The organism is Micromonospora sp. C97, from assembly GCF_018070385.1.
GTDB classification, from domain to species: Bacteria; Actinomycetota; Actinomycetes; order Mycobacteriales; family Micromonosporaceae; genus Micromonospora; species Micromonospora parva.
The window spans coordinates 65,333-81,269 of record NZ_JAGPXU010000002.1; the positions used below are offsets into that span (position 1 = coordinate 65,333).

Annotated in this window: 17 protein-coding genes; 5 read left to right on the top strand and 12 right to left on the bottom strand. The window is 73.3% G+C overall.

Annotated features, from left to right (window positions below; genetic code table 11):
- The first annotated feature begins 20 nt into the window (after positions 1–20).
- On the top strand, positions 21–761 hold the full coding sequence (locus KBX26_RS03435) for a DUF4142 domain-containing protein (RefSeq protein ID WP_030330030.1): 741 nt from the start codon (positions 21–23) through the stop codon (positions 759–761).
- Positions 762–793: 32 nt separating this feature from the next.
- Here the strand turns inward: KBX26_RS03435 and KBX26_RS03440 are convergent, their stop codons facing one another.
- Genes KBX26_RS03440 through tsaB form a run of 4 tightly spaced genes read right to left on the bottom strand, consistent with a single transcriptional unit; the run spans position 794 to position 3,258 of the window.
- Positions 794–1,048 (bottom strand): hypothetical protein, encoded by a 255-nt coding sequence (locus KBX26_RS03440; protein ID WP_030330028.1) that lies wholly within the window; start codon positions 1,046–1,048, stop codon positions 794–796.
- Between the two features lie 14 nt (positions 1,049–1,062).
- Positions 1,063–2,109, bottom strand: a complete 1,047-nt coding sequence (gene tsaD, locus KBX26_RS03445) for a tRNA (adenosine(37)-N6)-threonylcarbamoyltransferase complex transferase subunit TsaD (RefSeq protein WP_030330026.1) — start codon at positions 2,107–2,109, stop codon at positions 1,063–1,065.
- The gene (gene rimI / locus KBX26_RS03450) at positions 2,102–2,584 is read right to left on the bottom strand and encodes a ribosomal protein S18-alanine N-acetyltransferase (RefSeq protein WP_030330024.1); all 483 of its coding nucleotides are present in this window, start codon (positions 2,582–2,584) and stop codon (positions 2,102–2,104) included. The genes tsaD and rimI overlap by 8 nt, the downstream gene beginning before the upstream one ends.
- The gene (gene tsaB / locus KBX26_RS03455) at positions 2,581–3,258 is read right to left on the bottom strand and encodes a tRNA (adenosine(37)-N6)-threonylcarbamoyltransferase complex dimerization subunit type 1 TsaB (protein WP_030330023.1); all 678 of its coding nucleotides are present in this window, start codon (positions 3,256–3,258) and stop codon (positions 2,581–2,583) included. The genes rimI and tsaB overlap by 4 nt, the downstream gene beginning before the upstream one ends.
- A 391-nt stretch (positions 3,259–3,649) precedes the next feature.
- Between tsaB and KBX26_RS03460 the strand changes: the two genes are divergently transcribed.
- On the top strand, positions 3,650–4,354 hold the full coding sequence (locus tag KBX26_RS03460) for a helix-turn-helix domain-containing protein (RefSeq protein WP_030330022.1): 705 nt from the start codon (positions 3,650–3,652) through the stop codon (positions 4,352–4,354).
- Positions 4,355–4,394: 40 nt separating this feature from the next.
- Here the strand turns inward: KBX26_RS03460 and ung are convergent, their stop codons facing one another.
- The 6 genes from ung to KBX26_RS03490 form a co-directional block, all read right to left on the bottom strand.
- Complete coding sequence (gene ung, locus KBX26_RS03465; protein WP_030330021.1) at positions 4,395–5,096, bottom strand: uracil-DNA glycosylase; 702 nt, start codon at positions 5,094–5,096, stop codon at positions 4,395–4,397.
- A gap of 65 nt (positions 5,097–5,161) precedes the next feature.
- Positions 5,162–5,644: a tRNA (adenosine(37)-N6)-threonylcarbamoyltransferase complex ATPase subunit type 1 TsaE gene (tsaE, locus tag KBX26_RS03470; protein WP_030330020.1), complete on the bottom strand. Its 483-nt coding sequence runs from the start codon at positions 5,642–5,644 to the stop codon at positions 5,162–5,164.
- On the bottom strand, positions 5,641–6,744 hold the full coding sequence (locus KBX26_RS03475; protein WP_030330019.1) for an alpha/beta fold hydrolase: 1,104 nt from the start codon (positions 6,742–6,744) through the stop codon (positions 5,641–5,643). The genes tsaE and KBX26_RS03475 overlap by 4 nt, the downstream gene beginning before the upstream one ends.
- Positions 6,741–7,859, bottom strand: coding sequence for an alanine racemase (gene alr / locus KBX26_RS03480; RefSeq protein ID WP_210864728.1), 1,119 nt, complete (start codon positions 7,857–7,859; stop codon positions 6,741–6,743). The genes KBX26_RS03475 and alr overlap by 4 nt, the downstream gene beginning before the upstream one ends.
- An 89-nt stretch (positions 7,860–7,948) precedes the next feature.
- The gene (locus KBX26_RS03485; protein WP_030330017.1) at positions 7,949–9,418 is read right to left on the bottom strand and encodes an NAD(P)H-hydrate dehydratase; all 1,470 of its coding nucleotides are present in this window, start codon (positions 9,416–9,418) and stop codon (positions 7,949–7,951) included.
- A gap of 55 nt (positions 9,419–9,473) precedes the next feature.
- Positions 9,474–9,842 carry a holo-ACP synthase gene (locus KBX26_RS03490; protein WP_030330015.1) on the bottom strand — a complete coding sequence of 123 codons (369 nt, stop codon included), beginning with the start codon at positions 9,840–9,842 and terminating at the stop codon, positions 9,474–9,476.
- A gap of 174 nt (positions 9,843–10,016) precedes the next feature.
- Between KBX26_RS03490 and KBX26_RS03495 the strand changes: the two genes are divergently transcribed.
- Together KBX26_RS03495 and KBX26_RS03500 are read left to right on the top strand one after the other, a co-directional pair.
- On the top strand, positions 10,017–10,313 hold the full coding sequence (locus KBX26_RS03495) for a hypothetical protein (RefSeq protein WP_210864729.1): 297 nt from the start codon (positions 10,017–10,019) through the stop codon (positions 10,311–10,313).
- The gene (locus tag KBX26_RS03500; protein ID WP_210864730.1) at positions 10,310–11,902 is read left to right on the top strand and encodes an alpha/beta hydrolase; all 1,593 of its coding nucleotides are present in this window, start codon (positions 10,310–10,312) and stop codon (positions 11,900–11,902) included. The genes KBX26_RS03495 and KBX26_RS03500 overlap by 4 nt, the downstream gene beginning before the upstream one ends.
- A gap of 3 nt (positions 11,903–11,905) precedes the next feature.
- Here the strand turns inward: KBX26_RS03500 and glmS are convergent, their stop codons facing one another.
- Positions 11,906–13,819: a glutamine--fructose-6-phosphate transaminase (isomerizing) gene (gene glmS / locus KBX26_RS03505; RefSeq protein WP_030330009.1), complete on the bottom strand. Its 1,914-nt coding sequence runs from the start codon at positions 13,817–13,819 to the stop codon at positions 11,906–11,908.
- A 242-nt stretch (positions 13,820–14,061) separates the two neighbouring features.
- On the opposite strand from glmS, the gene KBX26_RS03510 reads away from it, so the two are divergent.
- Positions 14,062–15,258, top strand: coding sequence for a pyridoxal phosphate-dependent aminotransferase (locus KBX26_RS03510; RefSeq protein ID WP_210864731.1), 1,197 nt, complete (start codon positions 14,062–14,064; stop codon positions 15,256–15,258).
- Between the two features lie 7 nt (positions 15,259–15,265).
- Here the strand turns inward: KBX26_RS03510 and KBX26_RS03515 are convergent, their stop codons facing one another.
- Positions 15,266–15,898 carry a PadR family transcriptional regulator gene (locus KBX26_RS03515; RefSeq protein WP_210859010.1) on the bottom strand — a complete coding sequence of 211 codons (633 nt, stop codon included), beginning with the start codon at positions 15,896–15,898 and terminating at the stop codon, positions 15,266–15,268.
- Positions 15,899–15,937: the final 39 nt, after the last annotated feature.

The following is a 15,937-nucleotide window of genomic DNA, read 5'->3' on the forward strand; positions in this document are numbered from 1 at the left end:
ACCGAGGAGGCACCACAGACATGGCACCGCTCAGATCCGCCCATCGCCGACTGGGCAATCGGACCCACCGAGCGGCGTTGCTGCTCATCGCGATCATCGCGGGGGTCGGTGTCCTGCCCGGAGTGGCCGTCGCCGCGCCCGCCGGTGGTCAACAGCTCAACGCCGCCGACATGACACTGCTCAACGGGGTACGGCTGGCCGGACTGTGGGAGATGCCAGCCGGCCAGATGGCCGCCGAGAAGGGACAGTCGGCGAAGGTCCGGGAGATCGGCGCCGGCATCGCGAACGAGCACCAGAAGCTCGACGAACTCGTCGTGGAGGCGGCCAACAAACTCGGCGCGACCATCCCCTCCGAGCCGACGGCCGAGCAGAAGGGCTGGCTGGCGGAGATGCAGAAGGCGTCCGGCGCCCGCTTCGACCAGATCTTCGTCACCCGGCTCCGGGTCGCCCACGGCAAGATCTTCCCGGTGATCGGGGCGGTCCGGGCCAGCACCCGGGACGCCACGGTCCGCAAGCTCTGCGAGGACGCCAACGGATTCGTCCAGCACCACATGCAGATGCTGGAGAGCACCGGCCTGGTCCGCTGGCCGGAGCTGCCGCCGGCCGCGCTGCCCGCCCCGGGTGAGGACGGGCTGCTGGCCGCCGCCTCCGCAAACACCGGCCCGCAGGTCGGGGTCAGCAGCACCGTCGTCTGGCTGGTCTTCCTCGCCGCGCTGGGCACTGGCGGAATCGCCACGTACCGGATGTTGCGCCGCAACTGACGGTCAGCGGCGGCGGCGGTTGGTGGCTCGCGTCAGCGGTCTACCTGGGTGAAGTCCCAGGAGTGCGGGGCGCGGGCCACCAGCAGGGCGGGCGGGTCCGGCAGCGGGCGAGGGTTGCTGCGCCACTTGGAGATGACCACCACGCGGTGGTCGGTGGAGGAGAAGACCTCGCTGGAGACGTGGAGCGGGTCGTGCTCCACCTCGGGCAGGGCGGTGTCGCACACCCAGGTGATCAGGTCGGCGACGCCGTACGCCTCGGCGCGCGCCTCCCACATCCGCACGATCATGTCCGCCGCTCCCGTCACACGCTGACTGTGGTCAGCGGCAGCGCCGAATCGGCCGGCAGGTCCAGTCTGCTCGGCGCGACCCCGGCGGCGACCAGGTGCGAACCGAGCGCGGCCACCATCGCACCGTTGTCGGTGCACAGCTTCGGCCGGGGCACCCGGACCTGGATGCCGTACTTCTCGGCCCGCTGCTCGGCCATCGCCCGCAGCCGGGAGTTCGCCGCCACTCCCCCGCCGATGACCAGGGTCTCGATGCCCTGGGCGCGGCAGGCGGCGAGCGCCTTGCTGGTGAGGACGTCGCAGACCGCCTCCTGGAAGGACGCGGCCACGTCGGCCACCGGCACCGGCTCGCCGGCGCGCTGACGGGCCTCCACCCACCGGGCCACCGCCGTCTTCAGACCGGAGAACGAGAAGTCGTACCGGTGGGCGGCGAGGTCCTTGGCGGCGGTCAGGCCCCGGGGGAAGGCGATCGAGGCGGCATCGCCGGCCCGGGCCTCCCGGTCGATGGGCGGACCGCCCGGGAACGGCAACCCGAGCAGCCGGGCGACCTTGTCGAACGCCTCGCCGGCCGCGTCGTCGATGGTGGCGCCCAGCGGGGTGACACCCCGGGCCAGGTCGTCGACGAGCAGGAGGGACGAGTGGCCGCCGGACACCAGCAGCGCGATGGCGGGCTCGGGCAGCGGGCCGTGCTCAAGGGTGTCCACCGCGACGTGCGCGGCGAGATGGTTGACGCCGTAGACGGGTTTCTCGGCGGCGAGCGCGTACCCCTTGGCGGCGGCGACACCGACCAGCAGCGCGCCGGCCAGTCCCGGCCCGGAGGTGACGGCGATCGCGTCGATGTCGGCAAGCGTCACGCCGGCCTCGGTCAGTGCCCGGTCCATGGTCGGCACGATGGCCTCCAGGTGTGCCCGGCTGGCCACCTCCGGCACCACACCGCCGAACCGGGCGTGTTCCTCGACGCTGGAGGCGAGCGCGTCGGCCAGCAGGGTGTGTCCCCGCACGATGCCGACGCCGGTCTCGTCGCAGGAGGTCTCGATACCCAGGATCAGTGGTTCGTCAGCCATGGTCGCGTGGTCCGTCCCCGGTCAGCTCGGCGTCGCGCCGCATGACCAGCGCGTCGGTGTTGCTTGGTTGGTAGTAGCCGCGGCGCACCCCGATCGGCTCGAACCCGTACGTCGCGTAGAGCCGCTGTGCCGCGGCGTTGTCCACGGCGACCTCCAACAGGGCGCTGCGGGCGTCGCGCCGGGCCGCCTCGGCGAGCAACTCCTCCAGCAGGGCGCGGCCCACACCGCGCCGCTGGGCGTCCCGGCGCACGGCGATGTTCTGCACCCAGACCTCGTCCGGGGGTACGCCGGCGAGTCCGGCGTAGCCGAGCACCGAACCATCCGGGTCGACGGCGACCCGGTAGTGGTGGCCGTTGGCGAGTTCGCTCCAGAACATGGCGGGCGACCACTGCTCGGCGCCGAAGAGGTCCGCCTCGATCGGCAGCACGTCGTCGATGTGCCACCAGCGGAACGGTTCGAGCCGTACCGCCGTCATGGCAGGACCGGTTTGCGGCCGGTCGCCGCCACCGCGTCGGGGCGGCGCAGGTAGAGCGGAGTGAGCCGCTCGCTGGGCGCGCCCGCCCGGATCCGCTCGGCGGCGAGCAGCGCCAGCACTGTCGCATCCGGGTAGCGCGGCTCGACCCGGACGGGCAGGTCCAGGACCTCGGCGTACCGGTGCGCCCCGTCACCGACAGCGATCGTCGCGCCCAGTTCGCGGGCGCGCGCGGCGGCGACCGCCGGTGCGGACACCTCAGGCCCGACGATCCGCTGACCGGCGCCGTCGTAGACGGCCCAGTAGAGCTCCTTGCGCCGCGCATCGCTGCCCGCCAGGACGGGCGCGCCGGACGCCGCCGGGTAGCCGATGGCGTCCAACGAACAGACACCGTACGTGGGGATGCCGAGCACCTGACCCATGGTCGCGGCGGTGACCAGCCCGACCCGCAGCCCGGTGAACGGTCCCGGGCCGAGCCCGGCGACGATGGCGGTCAGGTCACGCGGACGCGCGTCGGCGTCGGCGAGGACCGCGTCCACCTGGGGCGCGAGCAGCTCACCGTGCGCGCGGGCATCGACGGTGCACCGCTGCGCCCGCGACGCCACGCCGTCTGCCGAGACCTCCACCAGCGCCGCGGTGACCGCGGGCGTCGAGCTGTCCACCACGAGTACGAGCACGGTAAGCCAGCCTAGCCGCCCCGCCCCGCGCCCCGGTCACGCCCCGCCCCGCCACCGCCTTCGGCCCTCGCCCCGCCCTCGCCTCACCGCCCGCCTTCGGCCCTCGCCCCGGCCCGCTCGCCCCGCTCGCGCTGCCCGCCGCCGTAGCCCGTCCGGCGGTCGGGCCCACCGCGTAGTTACTTACGGACGAGCGCTGGAGCCACATCCGCTATTGAGCGTGATGTCTGTGAGTCATCGTGATGACGCACAGACATCACGCTCAATGAAGTGAAGCCCGCCATCCCGCGAGCCTGCCCATGAGCTCGGCGATTCTCGGCGTCAGATCGGCCGTTAGCCGCCGATCTGCCGTACCGGGATCGCGGGCATCTCGCCCGCGGCCCACCATGCCGGGATGTCATCGACTCGCCTTGCCACCCTTCTCGGCACTGCCGTGCGGCAGCAACGACATCTGCGCGATCTGAGCCAGCGTCAGTTGGCCGCGCTCGCTGAGGTCGACCAGGCGGTGGTGGCCCGGCTCGAACGCGGCAAGCGAGCGCCCAGCATCGCGGTGCTGGAGCGGTTGCTTGCCGCGATGGACGTGCAGTTGGTGGTCGGGGTCGAGCCGTTGGACGCGCACCTCGACGCCCAGATCGACGACCTGGCCGCCCGGCCGATCGCCGAGCGGATCGACGGGTTGGGGCTGAATCGGCTACTGGATCGACTCACCGACTTCCCGCAGGTGATCACCGGGTGCACCGCGGCGTTGCTACAGGGCGCGCCGGTGCCGGTCGACGCACTGGAGATCGCCCTGCGCTGGCAGGACGCCAAAGCGTTCACCCGGTGGCTGGAGGCGAACTACGGCCAGCGGTGGAACGCCCGCTGGGGTGAGTTCGGCGGAGTGTGGTTGGAGCCCGAGGAGCCGGGCGAACACCTGTGGTCGACCCGCTACGGGGAGGTCAGGGCCACGATGTGCGACGAACTGCCCGAGACCATCGAGGTATGCCACGGCGGGCGGAGTTACCGGGTGGTGCCGCTCGTCGAACTGGAGCTGAGCGAGCCACGCTCCGCCGAACTGTTACGCCGCTACCGGCGCCGGCAGTTGGCCAGCGACGGCTGAGCCAACTGCCGGCCGAACCAGCCGCCGGCCGAGTCACCGGTCAGCCGGCGGTGCGCTCCCAGTCGATGGTGGGCAGGCCGGCGTCGGCGAGCGCCTTGTTGGCGGCGCTGAACGGACGGCTGCCCAGGAAGCCACGCGGGTTCATCGGGCTGGGGTGGCCCGCCTCCAGCACCACGTGCTGCGGATTGGTGACCAGCGCGGCCTTCTTACGGGCGTAGCCACCCCAGAGCAGGAAGACCACCCGCTCCGGTGCCGCGTCCAGCGCACGGATCGTCGCGTCGGTGAACTCTTCCCACCCGGCGTTGGCGTGCGAGCCAGGGGTGGCCTGCCGGACGGTCAGCACCGCGTTGAGCAGCAGCACACCCTGCGCGGCCCAACCGTTGAGGTTGCCGCCACGCGGCTTGGGAACACCCACGTCCTCGCCCAACTCCTTGAAGACGTTGCGCAACGACGGCGGAACCGTCACCCCGTCACGGACGCTGAAGCTCAACCCGTGTGCCTGCCCGGCCCGGTGGTAGGGATCCTGCCCCAGGATCAGCACCCGGGTGCCCTGCGGCGGGCAGAGCCGGTAGGCCGAGAACAGGTCCTCCAGCGGCGGGAAGACGGTCTGCGTCGCGTACTCCCGGGCGACGAACTCGCCCAGCGCGGCGGTGCGGGCCGGGTCGAGGTGCGGGGTGAGCACGGCACGCCACTGCTCCGGCAGCAGGGCCAGCAGATCCAGGGCGGGAGCGTCGTCGGGCATCAGGAACCTCTCACAGCGCGGGTCGGACCCCCGCACTCTAGGCATCGGGTACGACACCCGCCGAGCTAGCCCAGATCGGCGAGCCGCCGGGCCCAGTCGCCGCCGACCGGGTCCAGCTCCACGATGCGGGTGTCGTCGTCGCGGCGGTCGATGCGAACCCGCAGGTGCGCGTCCACCAACTGCTCCACCAGGCCCTCGCCCCACTCCACCACGGTCACCGAGTCGTCCACCGACGCGTCGAGGTCCAGGTCGTCGATCTCGGCGCGCGGATCGGTGGCGTCACCCAACCGGTACGCGTCGGCGTGCACCAGTGCCACCCGACCGCCCCGGGCCGGATCGGGTCGGTGCACCCGGGCGATCACGAAGGTCGGCGACGTGATGTCCCCGAGGACACCGAGCCCGGCGCCGATGCCCTGGGTGAGCGCGGTCTTGCCGGCACCCAACGGGCCGGTCAGCAACACCAGGTCGCCGGCGCGCAGCAGCCCGGCCAGCCGTCGGCCGAAATCCCGGGTGTCCTCGACAGCCGGCAGCTTGACGACGTGACTCACCGTTCCTCCCCGCTCTGCAATGACTCCAGGAACCGCGCCAGGGCGGCGTTGACCTCGTCCGCGTGCTCCAACATCACCACGTGACCGCTGTCCTTGATCTTCACGAACTCGGCGTGCGGCAACCGGCGGACGATCTCCTCGGAGTGGGTCACCGGAGTGATCATGTCCTTGTCGCCGACCACCACCAGCACCGGAGTCGCCGCCAGCGCCGCCAGGGCCGGGAAGCGCGAGTGGGTCGCCAGGGTCCGCAGGTAGCGGGTCACCGTGTCGGCCGACGTCCGGGAGTTCATCGCCTCCACGTAGGACACCAGCGACGGGCTGGGCTTGCGGGTGCCGAAGCCGTACTTGCGGGTCAACAGCCAGGCCACGTTCGAGGTGGACTTGCGGGCCTTGTCGATCACCGGCCCGCCGTAGCGGGTGGCGTTGCTGACCATGTAGAGCACCGGGCCACCGACCCGGCCGAGCAGCGCGGGAGCTACCAGCTTGGTCTCCGCGATGAGCCCGCCCGACGTGGCCATCAGAACGGTCCCCACCACCCGGTCGCCGAACAGCTCCGGGAACAACTCGGCGAACGCCATGATGGTCATGCCGCCCATCGAGTGGCCGACCAGCACCAGCGGCCCGTCCGGGGCGGTCCGGTCGATCACCTGGCGCAGCGTCCGGCCGAGCACCGTGAGGTCGTACTCCCCGGTCTCCAACCGGCCGGACCGGCCGTGACCGGGCTGGTCGTACGCCACGATCCGGTAGTCACCGCGGGCGGCGAGCATCTGACGCTGGAAGTGGAACGTGCCCATGTCCAGGCAGAAGCCGTGCACCAGCACCACCGTCGGGCGCCCCGGCACCGGCCGGGTCGGCTCGACCACCTCGACGTGGATGTCGGTGCCGTCCGGCAACTCCAGCCGGAACGCCTCGTCGTACCGTTGCTCGTCGAACGTCTCGTGCGCGTAGCGGTCGGCCGGGTCGGCCTTGAGCCGGCGGACCAGGGTCCGCTCGGTCGCCACCCCGGCCGCCAGCCCCGCCGCGGCCACCCCCACCGCCGCGCCGACGATCCCCGCGACCCGACCAGCTGCCGTGCGCGGACGCGGAATGCGATAACTCATTCTCTTTCGCCGTCGTAGACGCGGGGCACCCGTGTGCCGCCGAACCGGGTGACGATCTCGTAGTTGATGGTGCCGACCGCCTCGGCCCAGTCGTCAGCGGTCGGCTCGCCGTCGACGCCGCTGCCGAAGAGCGTCGCCACGTCGCCGTCGGCCACCGGGTCGTCGCCGCAGTCGAGCACGAACTGGTCCATGCAGACCCGCCCAGAGATCGTCCGGCGTACGCCGCCGAGCTGCACCGGGCCGGTGTTGGACGCGTGCCGGGGGACCCCGTCGGCGTACCCGAGCGGCACCACGGCCAGGTTCGCGTCGGCTTGCGTCGTGTAGGCGTGCCCGTAGGAGATGCCGGTGCCGGCGGGCACCCGTTTGGTGAGCATCACCCGGGCGCGGGCGCTCATCGCCGGCCGCAACCCGTACGTCTCGCCGGCCACCGGGGAGAGCCCGTAGATGGCCAGGCCCGGACGGACCAGGTCGAAGTGGGTGTCCGGGCGGGTGAGGGTGGCGGCCGAGTTGGCGAGGTGCCGCCAGCGCGGTCGCAGCCCGGCGCGCTCGACCATGGCCAGCCCCTCGTGGAAGACGGCCAGTTGGCGGTCGGTGGTGGGATGGCCGGGCGAGTCGGCGTACACGAAGTGGCTCCACACGCCGACCACCTCGACCAGGCCGTCGGCCTGCGCCTTCGCGGCGGCGTCCAGCAGCGCCGGCCAGTCGGCGACTGTCGCGCCGCCCCGGGACAACCCCGTGTCGATCTTGAGGTGGAGGCGGGCGGGACGCCCGGCGAGGCGACTCGCCTCGATCATCTCGTCCAGTTGACCCAGGCTGGCCGCGCCGAGGTCCACCCCCGCGCTGACCCCCTCGTGCAGCGGCAAACCGGGCGCGAGCAGCCAGGCCAGCACCGGCACTGTCACGCCGGCCCGGCGCAGGGTGAGCGCCTCGTCGAGGGTGCAGACGCCGAGCCAGTCGGCGCCGCCGTCGAGCGCCGCCCGGGCGGCCGGAAGCATGCCGTGGCCGTACCCGTCGGCCTTCACCACCGCCATCAACTCGGCGGTGGTGCCGGAGCGGAGCCTGCCCACGTTCTCGCGGATGGCGTCAAGATCGACGCGTACCTCGGCCTGCCACATGTGCCCAGCCTACTTTCCGCCGTGATCACGGCGGGCGGCGACGCACGTCCCGGCGCGGCGATCCGCCCAGCACGGCTGGAACGGCCCGTTCAGCCCAGCCGGGCCAACACCGGACGCAACGCGGTGGCTACGTCGGGCGCGGTCACCGGCCCACCCCGGGCCGCCTCCCGCCCGGCGAGCCCGTGCAGGTACGCGGCCGCCGCCGCAGCCCGATCGGCGGGCACCCCGGCCGCCAGCAGCGAGCCGAGCAACCCGGCCAACACGTCGCCGGTGCCGCCGGTGGCCAACGCCGAAGTGCCGGTCGGGTTGACGTACGCCCGACCGTCCGGCGTGCCGATCACCGTGCGGTCACCCTTGAGCAGCACCACCGCGTTCATCCAGGCGGCCAGCCGCAGCGTTGCGCCGACCCGGTCGGCACCGGGTTCCTCACCGCAGAGACGCGTGAACTCCCGATCATGCGGGGTGACCACGATGGGCGCGTCCCGACCCCGCAGCCGGTCGGCGAGTGAGCCGTCCACCAGCAGGGTCAGGGCGTCGGCGTCGAGCACCACCGGCACCGGGGCGGCCAGCACGGCACGCAGCTCGGCGGCCGCGTCGGCGCCGGTGCCCAGCCCGGAGCCGCAGACCCAGGCCTGCACCCGGCCCGCGTCGGCGACCCGCTCACTGGCGATCACCGAGGGGTGCTGGTGCAGCACCTCGGCGCGGGCGCTGCCGGCGTAGCGGACCAGCCCGGTCGGGCCGGCCAGCGCGCCGCCCACGGAGAGCACCGCCGCGCCGGGGTAGGTCGCCGAGCCGGTCGCGACGCCCACCACGCCCCGGGTGTACTTCTCCGACGCGGGGCCCAGCTCGGGCCACCAGTCGACCAGGTCGGACCACTCGGTGACCCGCAGCGCCGGGGTGCCGCGCAGCCACGGCCGCAGCCCGATGTCGACCAGCTCGACCTGCCCGGCCAGGGCGGCGGCCGGCCCGACCACCAGGGCGGGTTTCAGCGCGCCGAAGGCCACCGTCACGTCGGCGCGCACCGCTGTGGGCCGGCCGGACGCGGACAGCGGTACGTGGCCGGTGTCGACAGCGACGCCGCTGGGCACGTCGACCGCCAGCACCGTGGCCCGTTCCCCGTCTCGTCCGCGCAGTTCGTCGAGGCGCTGGACGATCTCGTCCGCGTTCGCCCGTAGCCCACCGGTGCCACCGATGCCGACGATGCCGTCGAGGACCAGGTCGACCGGGCCGGCCGGACCCGGCACCACCCGTCCGCCAGCGGCGCGCAGCGCGGCCAGGCCGGCGGCGTGCGCCCGCCCGGGGGTGACCAGCATCGCGGACACCTGCACACCCCGGCGGGCCAACCGCTCCCCCGCGTACAGCGCGTCGCCACCGTTGTCACCGGAGCCGACCAGCAGCAGCACCCGGCCGCCGTAGACCCCGCCCCGCTCGGTGAGCACGAGCGCCGCCCGGCGGGCCAGGCCGGCGGCGGCCCGCTGCATCAGCGTCCCCTCCGGCAGGGTGCCCATCAGCCCCGCCTCGGCCGCCCGTACGTCGGCCACCCGCCACACCGCTCTCATGCCACCGTGTCCCATTCCGTTCGCGGGCGGGCCCGGTCGGCCCTCCCGGCCGACGTCATCGTTCCGCGACCACCATCGCCGACGCGATCCCGCCGTCGTGCGACAACGAGAGATGCCAGTGGTTGATCCCCCGCGCGTCGGCCGCCTCGGCGACCGTGCCGGAGACGGCCAACCAGGGGCGACCGTCCGGGTCGGCCACGACTTCGCAGTCGTGCCAGCTCAGCCCGGCCGGAGCGCCGAGCGCCTTGGCCACGGCCTCCTTGGCCGCGAACCGGGCGGCGAGCGACTCGGGCGAGCGCGTGCTGCCGGAGCGGGTGTGCCGCTCGGCCTCGGTGAAGACCCGGTCGGCCAGCTGCGGCGTCCGGGCCAGGGCTCGGGCGAACCGCTCGACCAGCACGACGTCGATGCCGACAGCGACGATCACCACACCACCCTACCGGCGGTCGAGGCCGCAGATTAGCCGTCGGGCTCGCGCTGGGCAACGCCTGTGGACACCCAGGGGTACGCCTCGACGCCGGCTGTCCACAGGGCACCACGCGACCTGTGGTGCGCGCCTAACGTCAGCGCGTCGATGCCGATCGTCCACGGGGGTGTGGTCATGACCGACGAGCCGTTCACGGTCCGGCCGGAGGAGTTGCGGGCGGTCGCCGTCCTGCTCGACGAGGAGGCGCACCGGTTGGCGGCTGGCCTCGCCGGGTTGCCCGGGCTGGTGGTGGCGGCCCCCGAGTGGCGAGCTGGCGCGGCGCTGGCCGCGTTGGAGGCGGCCGGGCACGCCTGGTTCTGCCGGCTGGGCGCCCAGGTCGCGGCGGCCTCCGGCGGGGTCCGCGCGGCGGCCGAGGCGTACGAGACGGTGGACGAGCGGGCCGCCGACCGGTTCGCCGCGGTGCCCCGGTGAGCGGCGTCGGCTACCGGCAACTGTGGGCTGTCGACCCGCGGGAGTGGCGGGCCGCCGGGGCAGCGTGGGCGGGGTTGACCGGGCCGCTCGATCGGCACGTCGGTGGGCTGCGCGCGTCCGGCGGGCGGCTGCGGGACGGTTGGTCGGGTGCGGCGGCAACGGCGGCGGACCATCGGCTCGCCGTGCTGCGTGCCGAGCTGGCCTCGATCGCACCCGCGCTGATCGAGGCCGACCAGGTGCTGGCCGAGCTGGCCGGTCGGCTGACGGCGGCTAAGGCACGGCTCACCGAGGCGGTCGCCCAGGCCGACGCGGCCGGCCTGCTGGTGGACCGCTCGGGTGGGGTGCGGGTCGATCCGGCCCGCGCCCAGCCCACCGAGCGGGCCGGGGTGGCAGCGGCCGGAGTCGCCGCGGCCCTGCGCCGCGCGCTCGACGGGGCGGCCACTGCCGACCGGGTCGCCGCCGCTCGGTTGGCCGAGCTGGCCCGGGCCGCCGGCACCGGCTGGGCGTCCCCGCCACCTCCCGGCCGGCCGGCCCCCGGTGCCGCGCCCGCGCTGGTCAGCGCCTGGTGGTCCGGGTTGACCCCGGCCCAGCGACGGTGGCTGATCGGGCGCGAACCGGCGCTGGTCGGCCGGTTGGACGGGGTGCCGGTGGCCGCCCGCGACCAGGCGAACCGGTTACAGCTCGACGGGTGGCGAGCGGAGTTGCTGGCCGAGCGTCGACGGCTGCTGTCCCGGGTGCCGCCGGGGCCGCTCGCGTCGTTGCGGCTGCACGCGGTGGCCGGGCGGCTGGCCGGCCTGGACGCGCTGGTCGACCGGTTGACCTCCGGCGGGGCACCACGGGCGTACCTGCTCGGGTTGGATCCGGGCGGTGAGGGCCGGGTGGTGGTGGCGCTCGGCGACCCGGACCACGCCGACCGGGTGTTGACCCACGTGCCGGGGATGACCGCCGGGCTGGACGACGCAGCCGGCGAGCTGGGGCGAGCGGCCCGGGTGCTGGAGCGGTGCGCCGCGCTCGCCCCGGGCGAGCGCAGCGCGGCGGTGCTCTGGTTGGACTACGACGCCCCGGACCTGCTGACCGAGGCCGCCTCGACGGGTCAGGCCCGGGACGCCGGCGGGGCGTTGCACCGTTTCCAGGAGGGGCTGCGCGCCAGCCACGACGGGCCACCGGCTCGGCAGACGGTGCTCGGGCACAGCTACGGGTCGGTGGTGGTGGGTGTGGCCGCCCGGGAGCACGGGCTCGACGCCGACGCGCTGGTCTTCGTCGGCTCGCCCGGTGTCGGCGCGTCGCACGCCGGCGAGCTGGGCGTGCCAGCCGGGGAGGTCTGGGCGAGCACCGCCCCCGACGACGTGATCCGGGCGGCCCGGCCACCGGAGGAGCTGGGCCGCAGGGCCCTGCTGCGTACGGTGCCGCTGGCCGCCGTGGTGGGCTGGCCGGGGCAGAGCGGGCACGAGCTGTGGTTCGGGCACGACCCGTCGGATCCCGGGTTCGGCGGCCGGGTCTTCGGCAGTGGGCGAGGCGGTCACGCCGGTTACTGGGACCCGGGCAATCCCGCGCTGGACGGGATGGCCCGGGTCGTGCTGGGCCGCTGAGGCCTACTCGACGGTGACCGACTTGGCCAGGTTGCGGGGCTGGTCCACGTCATGCCCCCGGGCGGCGGCGATCTCGGCGGCGAGCACCTGCAACGGCACGGTGGTGACGAGCGGGGCCAGCAGGGTGGGCGTACGCGGCACGTAGATCAGGTGGTCGGCGTACCGGACGACGGCCTCGTCACCTTCCTCCGCGATGACGATGGTCCGCGCGCCACGAGCCCGGACCTCCTGGATGTTGGAGACGACCTTGTCGTGCAGCATGCCCCGGCCGACCGGCGAGGGCACCACGCAGATCACCGGGGTGCCCTTGTCGATCAGGGCGATCGGGCCGTGCTTCAGCTCACCGGCGGCGAAGCCCTCGGCGTGCATGTACGCCAGCTCCTTGAGCTTCAGCGCACCCTCCAGGGCCACCGGGTAGCCGACGTGCCGGCCGATGAACAGCACTGTCGGCTCGGACTTCAGGTCCCGGGCCAGCTCGCGGACGGGTTCGATCCGGCCGAGCAGCTCCCGCAGCTTTCCGGGAATCTCCTGCAGCTGCGCGACCACCGCGCCCACCTCGTCGGCGAACTTGATCCCGCGCACCTGGGCCAGGTGCAGGCCGATCAGGTAGCAGGCGACGACCTGGGTGAGGAACGCCTTGGTGGAGGCGACGGCGATCTCCGGCCCACCGTGGGTGTAGAGCACGGCGTCGGACTCGCGGGGGATGGTCGAGCCGTTGGTGTTGCAGATCGCCAGCACCCGGGCCTTCTGCTCCTTGGCGTGGCGCAGCGCCATCAGGGTGTCCATCGTCTCGCCGGACTGCGAGATCACCACGATCAGCGTGGACCGGTCGAGGACCGGGTCGCGGTAGCGGAACTCGCTGGCCAGCTCCACCTCACAGGGGATCCGGGTCCAGTGCTCGATGGCGTACTTGGCGACCATGCCGGCGTGGTACGCCGTGCCGCAGGCCACGATGAAGATCTTGTCGACGTCGCGCAGATCCTGGTCGCTGAGGCGGACCTCGTCGAGGCCGATCTCACCGGTCTCGGTGAGCCGGCCCAGCAGCGTGTCGGCGATGGCCTGCGGCTGCTCCTCGATCTCCTTGAGCATGAACCAGTCGTAGCCGCCCTTCTCCGCGGCCGAGGAGTCCCAGTCGATGTGAAAGTCCTTGCCGGCGGCGGGCTGGCCCTCGAAGTCGGTGATCTCGATGCTGTCACCGGTGATCAGTACGATCTGGTCCTGGCCCAGCTCGACCGCTTCCCGGGTGTGCTCGATGAACGCGGCCACGTCGCTGGCCAGGTAGTTCTCCCCGTCGCCGCGGCCAACCACCAGCGGCGAGTTGCGTCGGGCGCCGACCACCGCACCGGGCACGGCGGCGTCGACGGCGAGCAGGGTGAACGCGCCCTCCAGTCGCTGGCAGACCACGCGCATGCCGGCGGCGAGCAGCTGCGGGCTGTCCGGCTGGCCGGCGGCGCGCAGGTCGGCCAGCGCGGCGGCGAGCAGGTGCGCTGCGCACTCGGTGTCGGTGTCGCTGGTGAACTGGACGCCGTCGGCCTCCAGCTCGGCGCGGAGCTTGGCGAAGTTCTCGATGATGCCGTTGTGGATCACCGCGACCCGCCCGTCCGGGGCGACGTGTGGGTGGGCGTTGCGGTCGGTCGGGCCGCCGTGGGTGGCCCACCGGGTGTGCCCGATGCCGGTGGTGCCGTCACCGATGCCGATCGGGCTGGCCGCGCAGGAGGTCGGGTCGTCGGCGGCCCGCTCGGAGAGCACCTTCTCCAGGTTGGCCAGCTTGCCGGCCTTCTTCTCGGTCAGCAGCCGGTCTTCGCAGACGATCGCCACGCCCGCCGAGTCGTAGCCGCGATACTCCAGTCGCCGCAGCCCGTCGAGGACGATGCCGAGTGCGGGGCGCGCGCCCGCGTATCCCACGATTCCACACATGGCCCGCAGCCTAACCCAGTTTCACTCATGATGGGTGCTCGAAAGTCGGGTAAACGAACATCAAGTTTGAGCAAACCGCCGAGGCGGCAACGACGACCGACGCGGAAACCCGACCTGAGGTGCCGCGATGCGCCCGACGCCCCCACCTACCCGTACAGCGAGACCGCAAGCAGCGACCCGCCAGCTGCTTCGGCCGAATCTCCGAGGTCGAGCTGACAGGGCAGGCCCCGTAGGCTGGCGGCGTGACGACGAGCACCGATGTCGACCCGCTGGTGGCCCGGATGCGGCCGTTCGGCACGACGATCTTCGCCGAGATGTCCGCCCTCGCCGTACGCACCGGCGCGGTCAACCTCGGGCAGGGGTTTCCGGACACCGACGGCCCGCCGGAGATGCTGGCCGCCGCCGCCGAGGCGCTGCGCGGCGGGCAGAACCAGTACCCGCCCGGCCCGGGGATCCCCGCCCTGCGCGCAGCCGTCGCGGCCCACCAGCGGCGGTTCTACGACCTGGCGTACGACCCGGACGGCGAGATCGTGATCACGGCGGGTGCTACCGAGGCGGTCGCGGCGAGCATCCTCGCCCTCTGCGAGCCGGGCGACGAGGTGGTCTGCTTCGAGCCGTACTACGACTCGTACGCCGCCTCGATCGCGCTGGCCGGCGCGGTCCGCCGGCCGGTGACGCTGCGTCCCACGGCCGACGGCCGGTACGCCTTCGACCCGGCGGCGCTGCGCGCGGCGTTCGGCCCGCGCACCCGGCTGGTGCTGCTGAACTCACCGCACAATCCGACCGGCAAGGTCTTCACCCCGGCCGAGTTGGCGCAGGTCGCCGAGTTGTGCCAGGAGTTCGACGCGTACGCGGTCACCGACGAGGTGTACGAGCACCTGGTCTTCACCGACGCGGCGAGCGCGCACGTGCCGTTGGCCAGCCTCCCCGGGATGCGGGAGCGGACGCTGCGCATCTCGTCGGCGGGCAAGACGTTCTCCTGCACCGGGTGGAAGATCGGCTGGGCGAGCGGCCCGGCGGCGCTGGTCTCGGCGGTGCTGCGGGTGAAGCAGTTCCTCACCTACGTCAACGCCGCACCGCTGCAACCGGCGGTGGCAGTGGCGCTGGCGCTGCCGGACGACTACTACACCGGCTTCCGGGACAGCCTCCAGCAACGACGTGACCAGCTCGTCGGCGGTCTCACCGACGCCGGGTTCGAGGTGCTCGGCTCGGAGGGGACGTACTTCGTCACCGCCGACATCACTGCCCTGGGCGGTCGGGACGGGGCGGAGTTCTGCCGGTCGTTGCCGCAGCGCTGCGGTGTGGTGGCGGTGCCCACCCAGGTCTTCTACGACGACACCGACGCGGGCCGGCGGCTGGTCCGGTTCGCCTTCTGCAAGCGCCCCGAAGTGCTGGCCGACGCTGTCACCCGGCTGCGCGGGCTGGCCGGGCACCGCTGAGGGTCGGTCACCCGGCTGCGCGCGCCGGTCCGGCGCCGTCCGTCGCTGGTGGCGACGACGCGTCGGCGGCGGACGCCGCGATCTCCGACGGTGAGCCGGCCAGGGTGGCGAGCAACGCGCCGCCGTCGGCCAACAGCACCGCCTCGGCATCGTTGACGAAGGCGAGGTCGGCCTCGACGTGTCGGCACGCCGCGGCGAGCAGCAGCCCGACCACCGGGTCGGCGGCCTTGCGACGCAGCCCGTCGAGATTGCGCAACTCGCGAAGCAGGTGCCCGCGTTGGTTGCTGAGCACGGTGCGGACGATCTGCGCGGAGCCCGATCGGGCCGCGGCGGTGACCTTGAGGAAGAAGTCGTCCCGGAAGCCGCCACTGCGCGGACTCGGCTCGTCGAGCCAGCGGCCGAGTTCAGCCCGCCCAGCGGGAGTGATCTGGTAGACCACCCGGTCGGGTTTGACCTGCTGGGCCTGCCGCTCGGCGATCACCAGGCTGTCCCGGGAGAGCCGGTCGAGGATCTGGTACAGGTGGCCGATGTTGAGCGGCCCCCACTGTGGACCGGCGGCGGCCTCGAAGGCGCTCTTCAACTCGTAGCCGTAGCTCGGGCCGCGTGCGAGCAGCGCCAGGACCGCGTGCTGGATCGCCACTGTCTCCTCCATGTCCGCTGACCGACTGGGCCAGGTCTT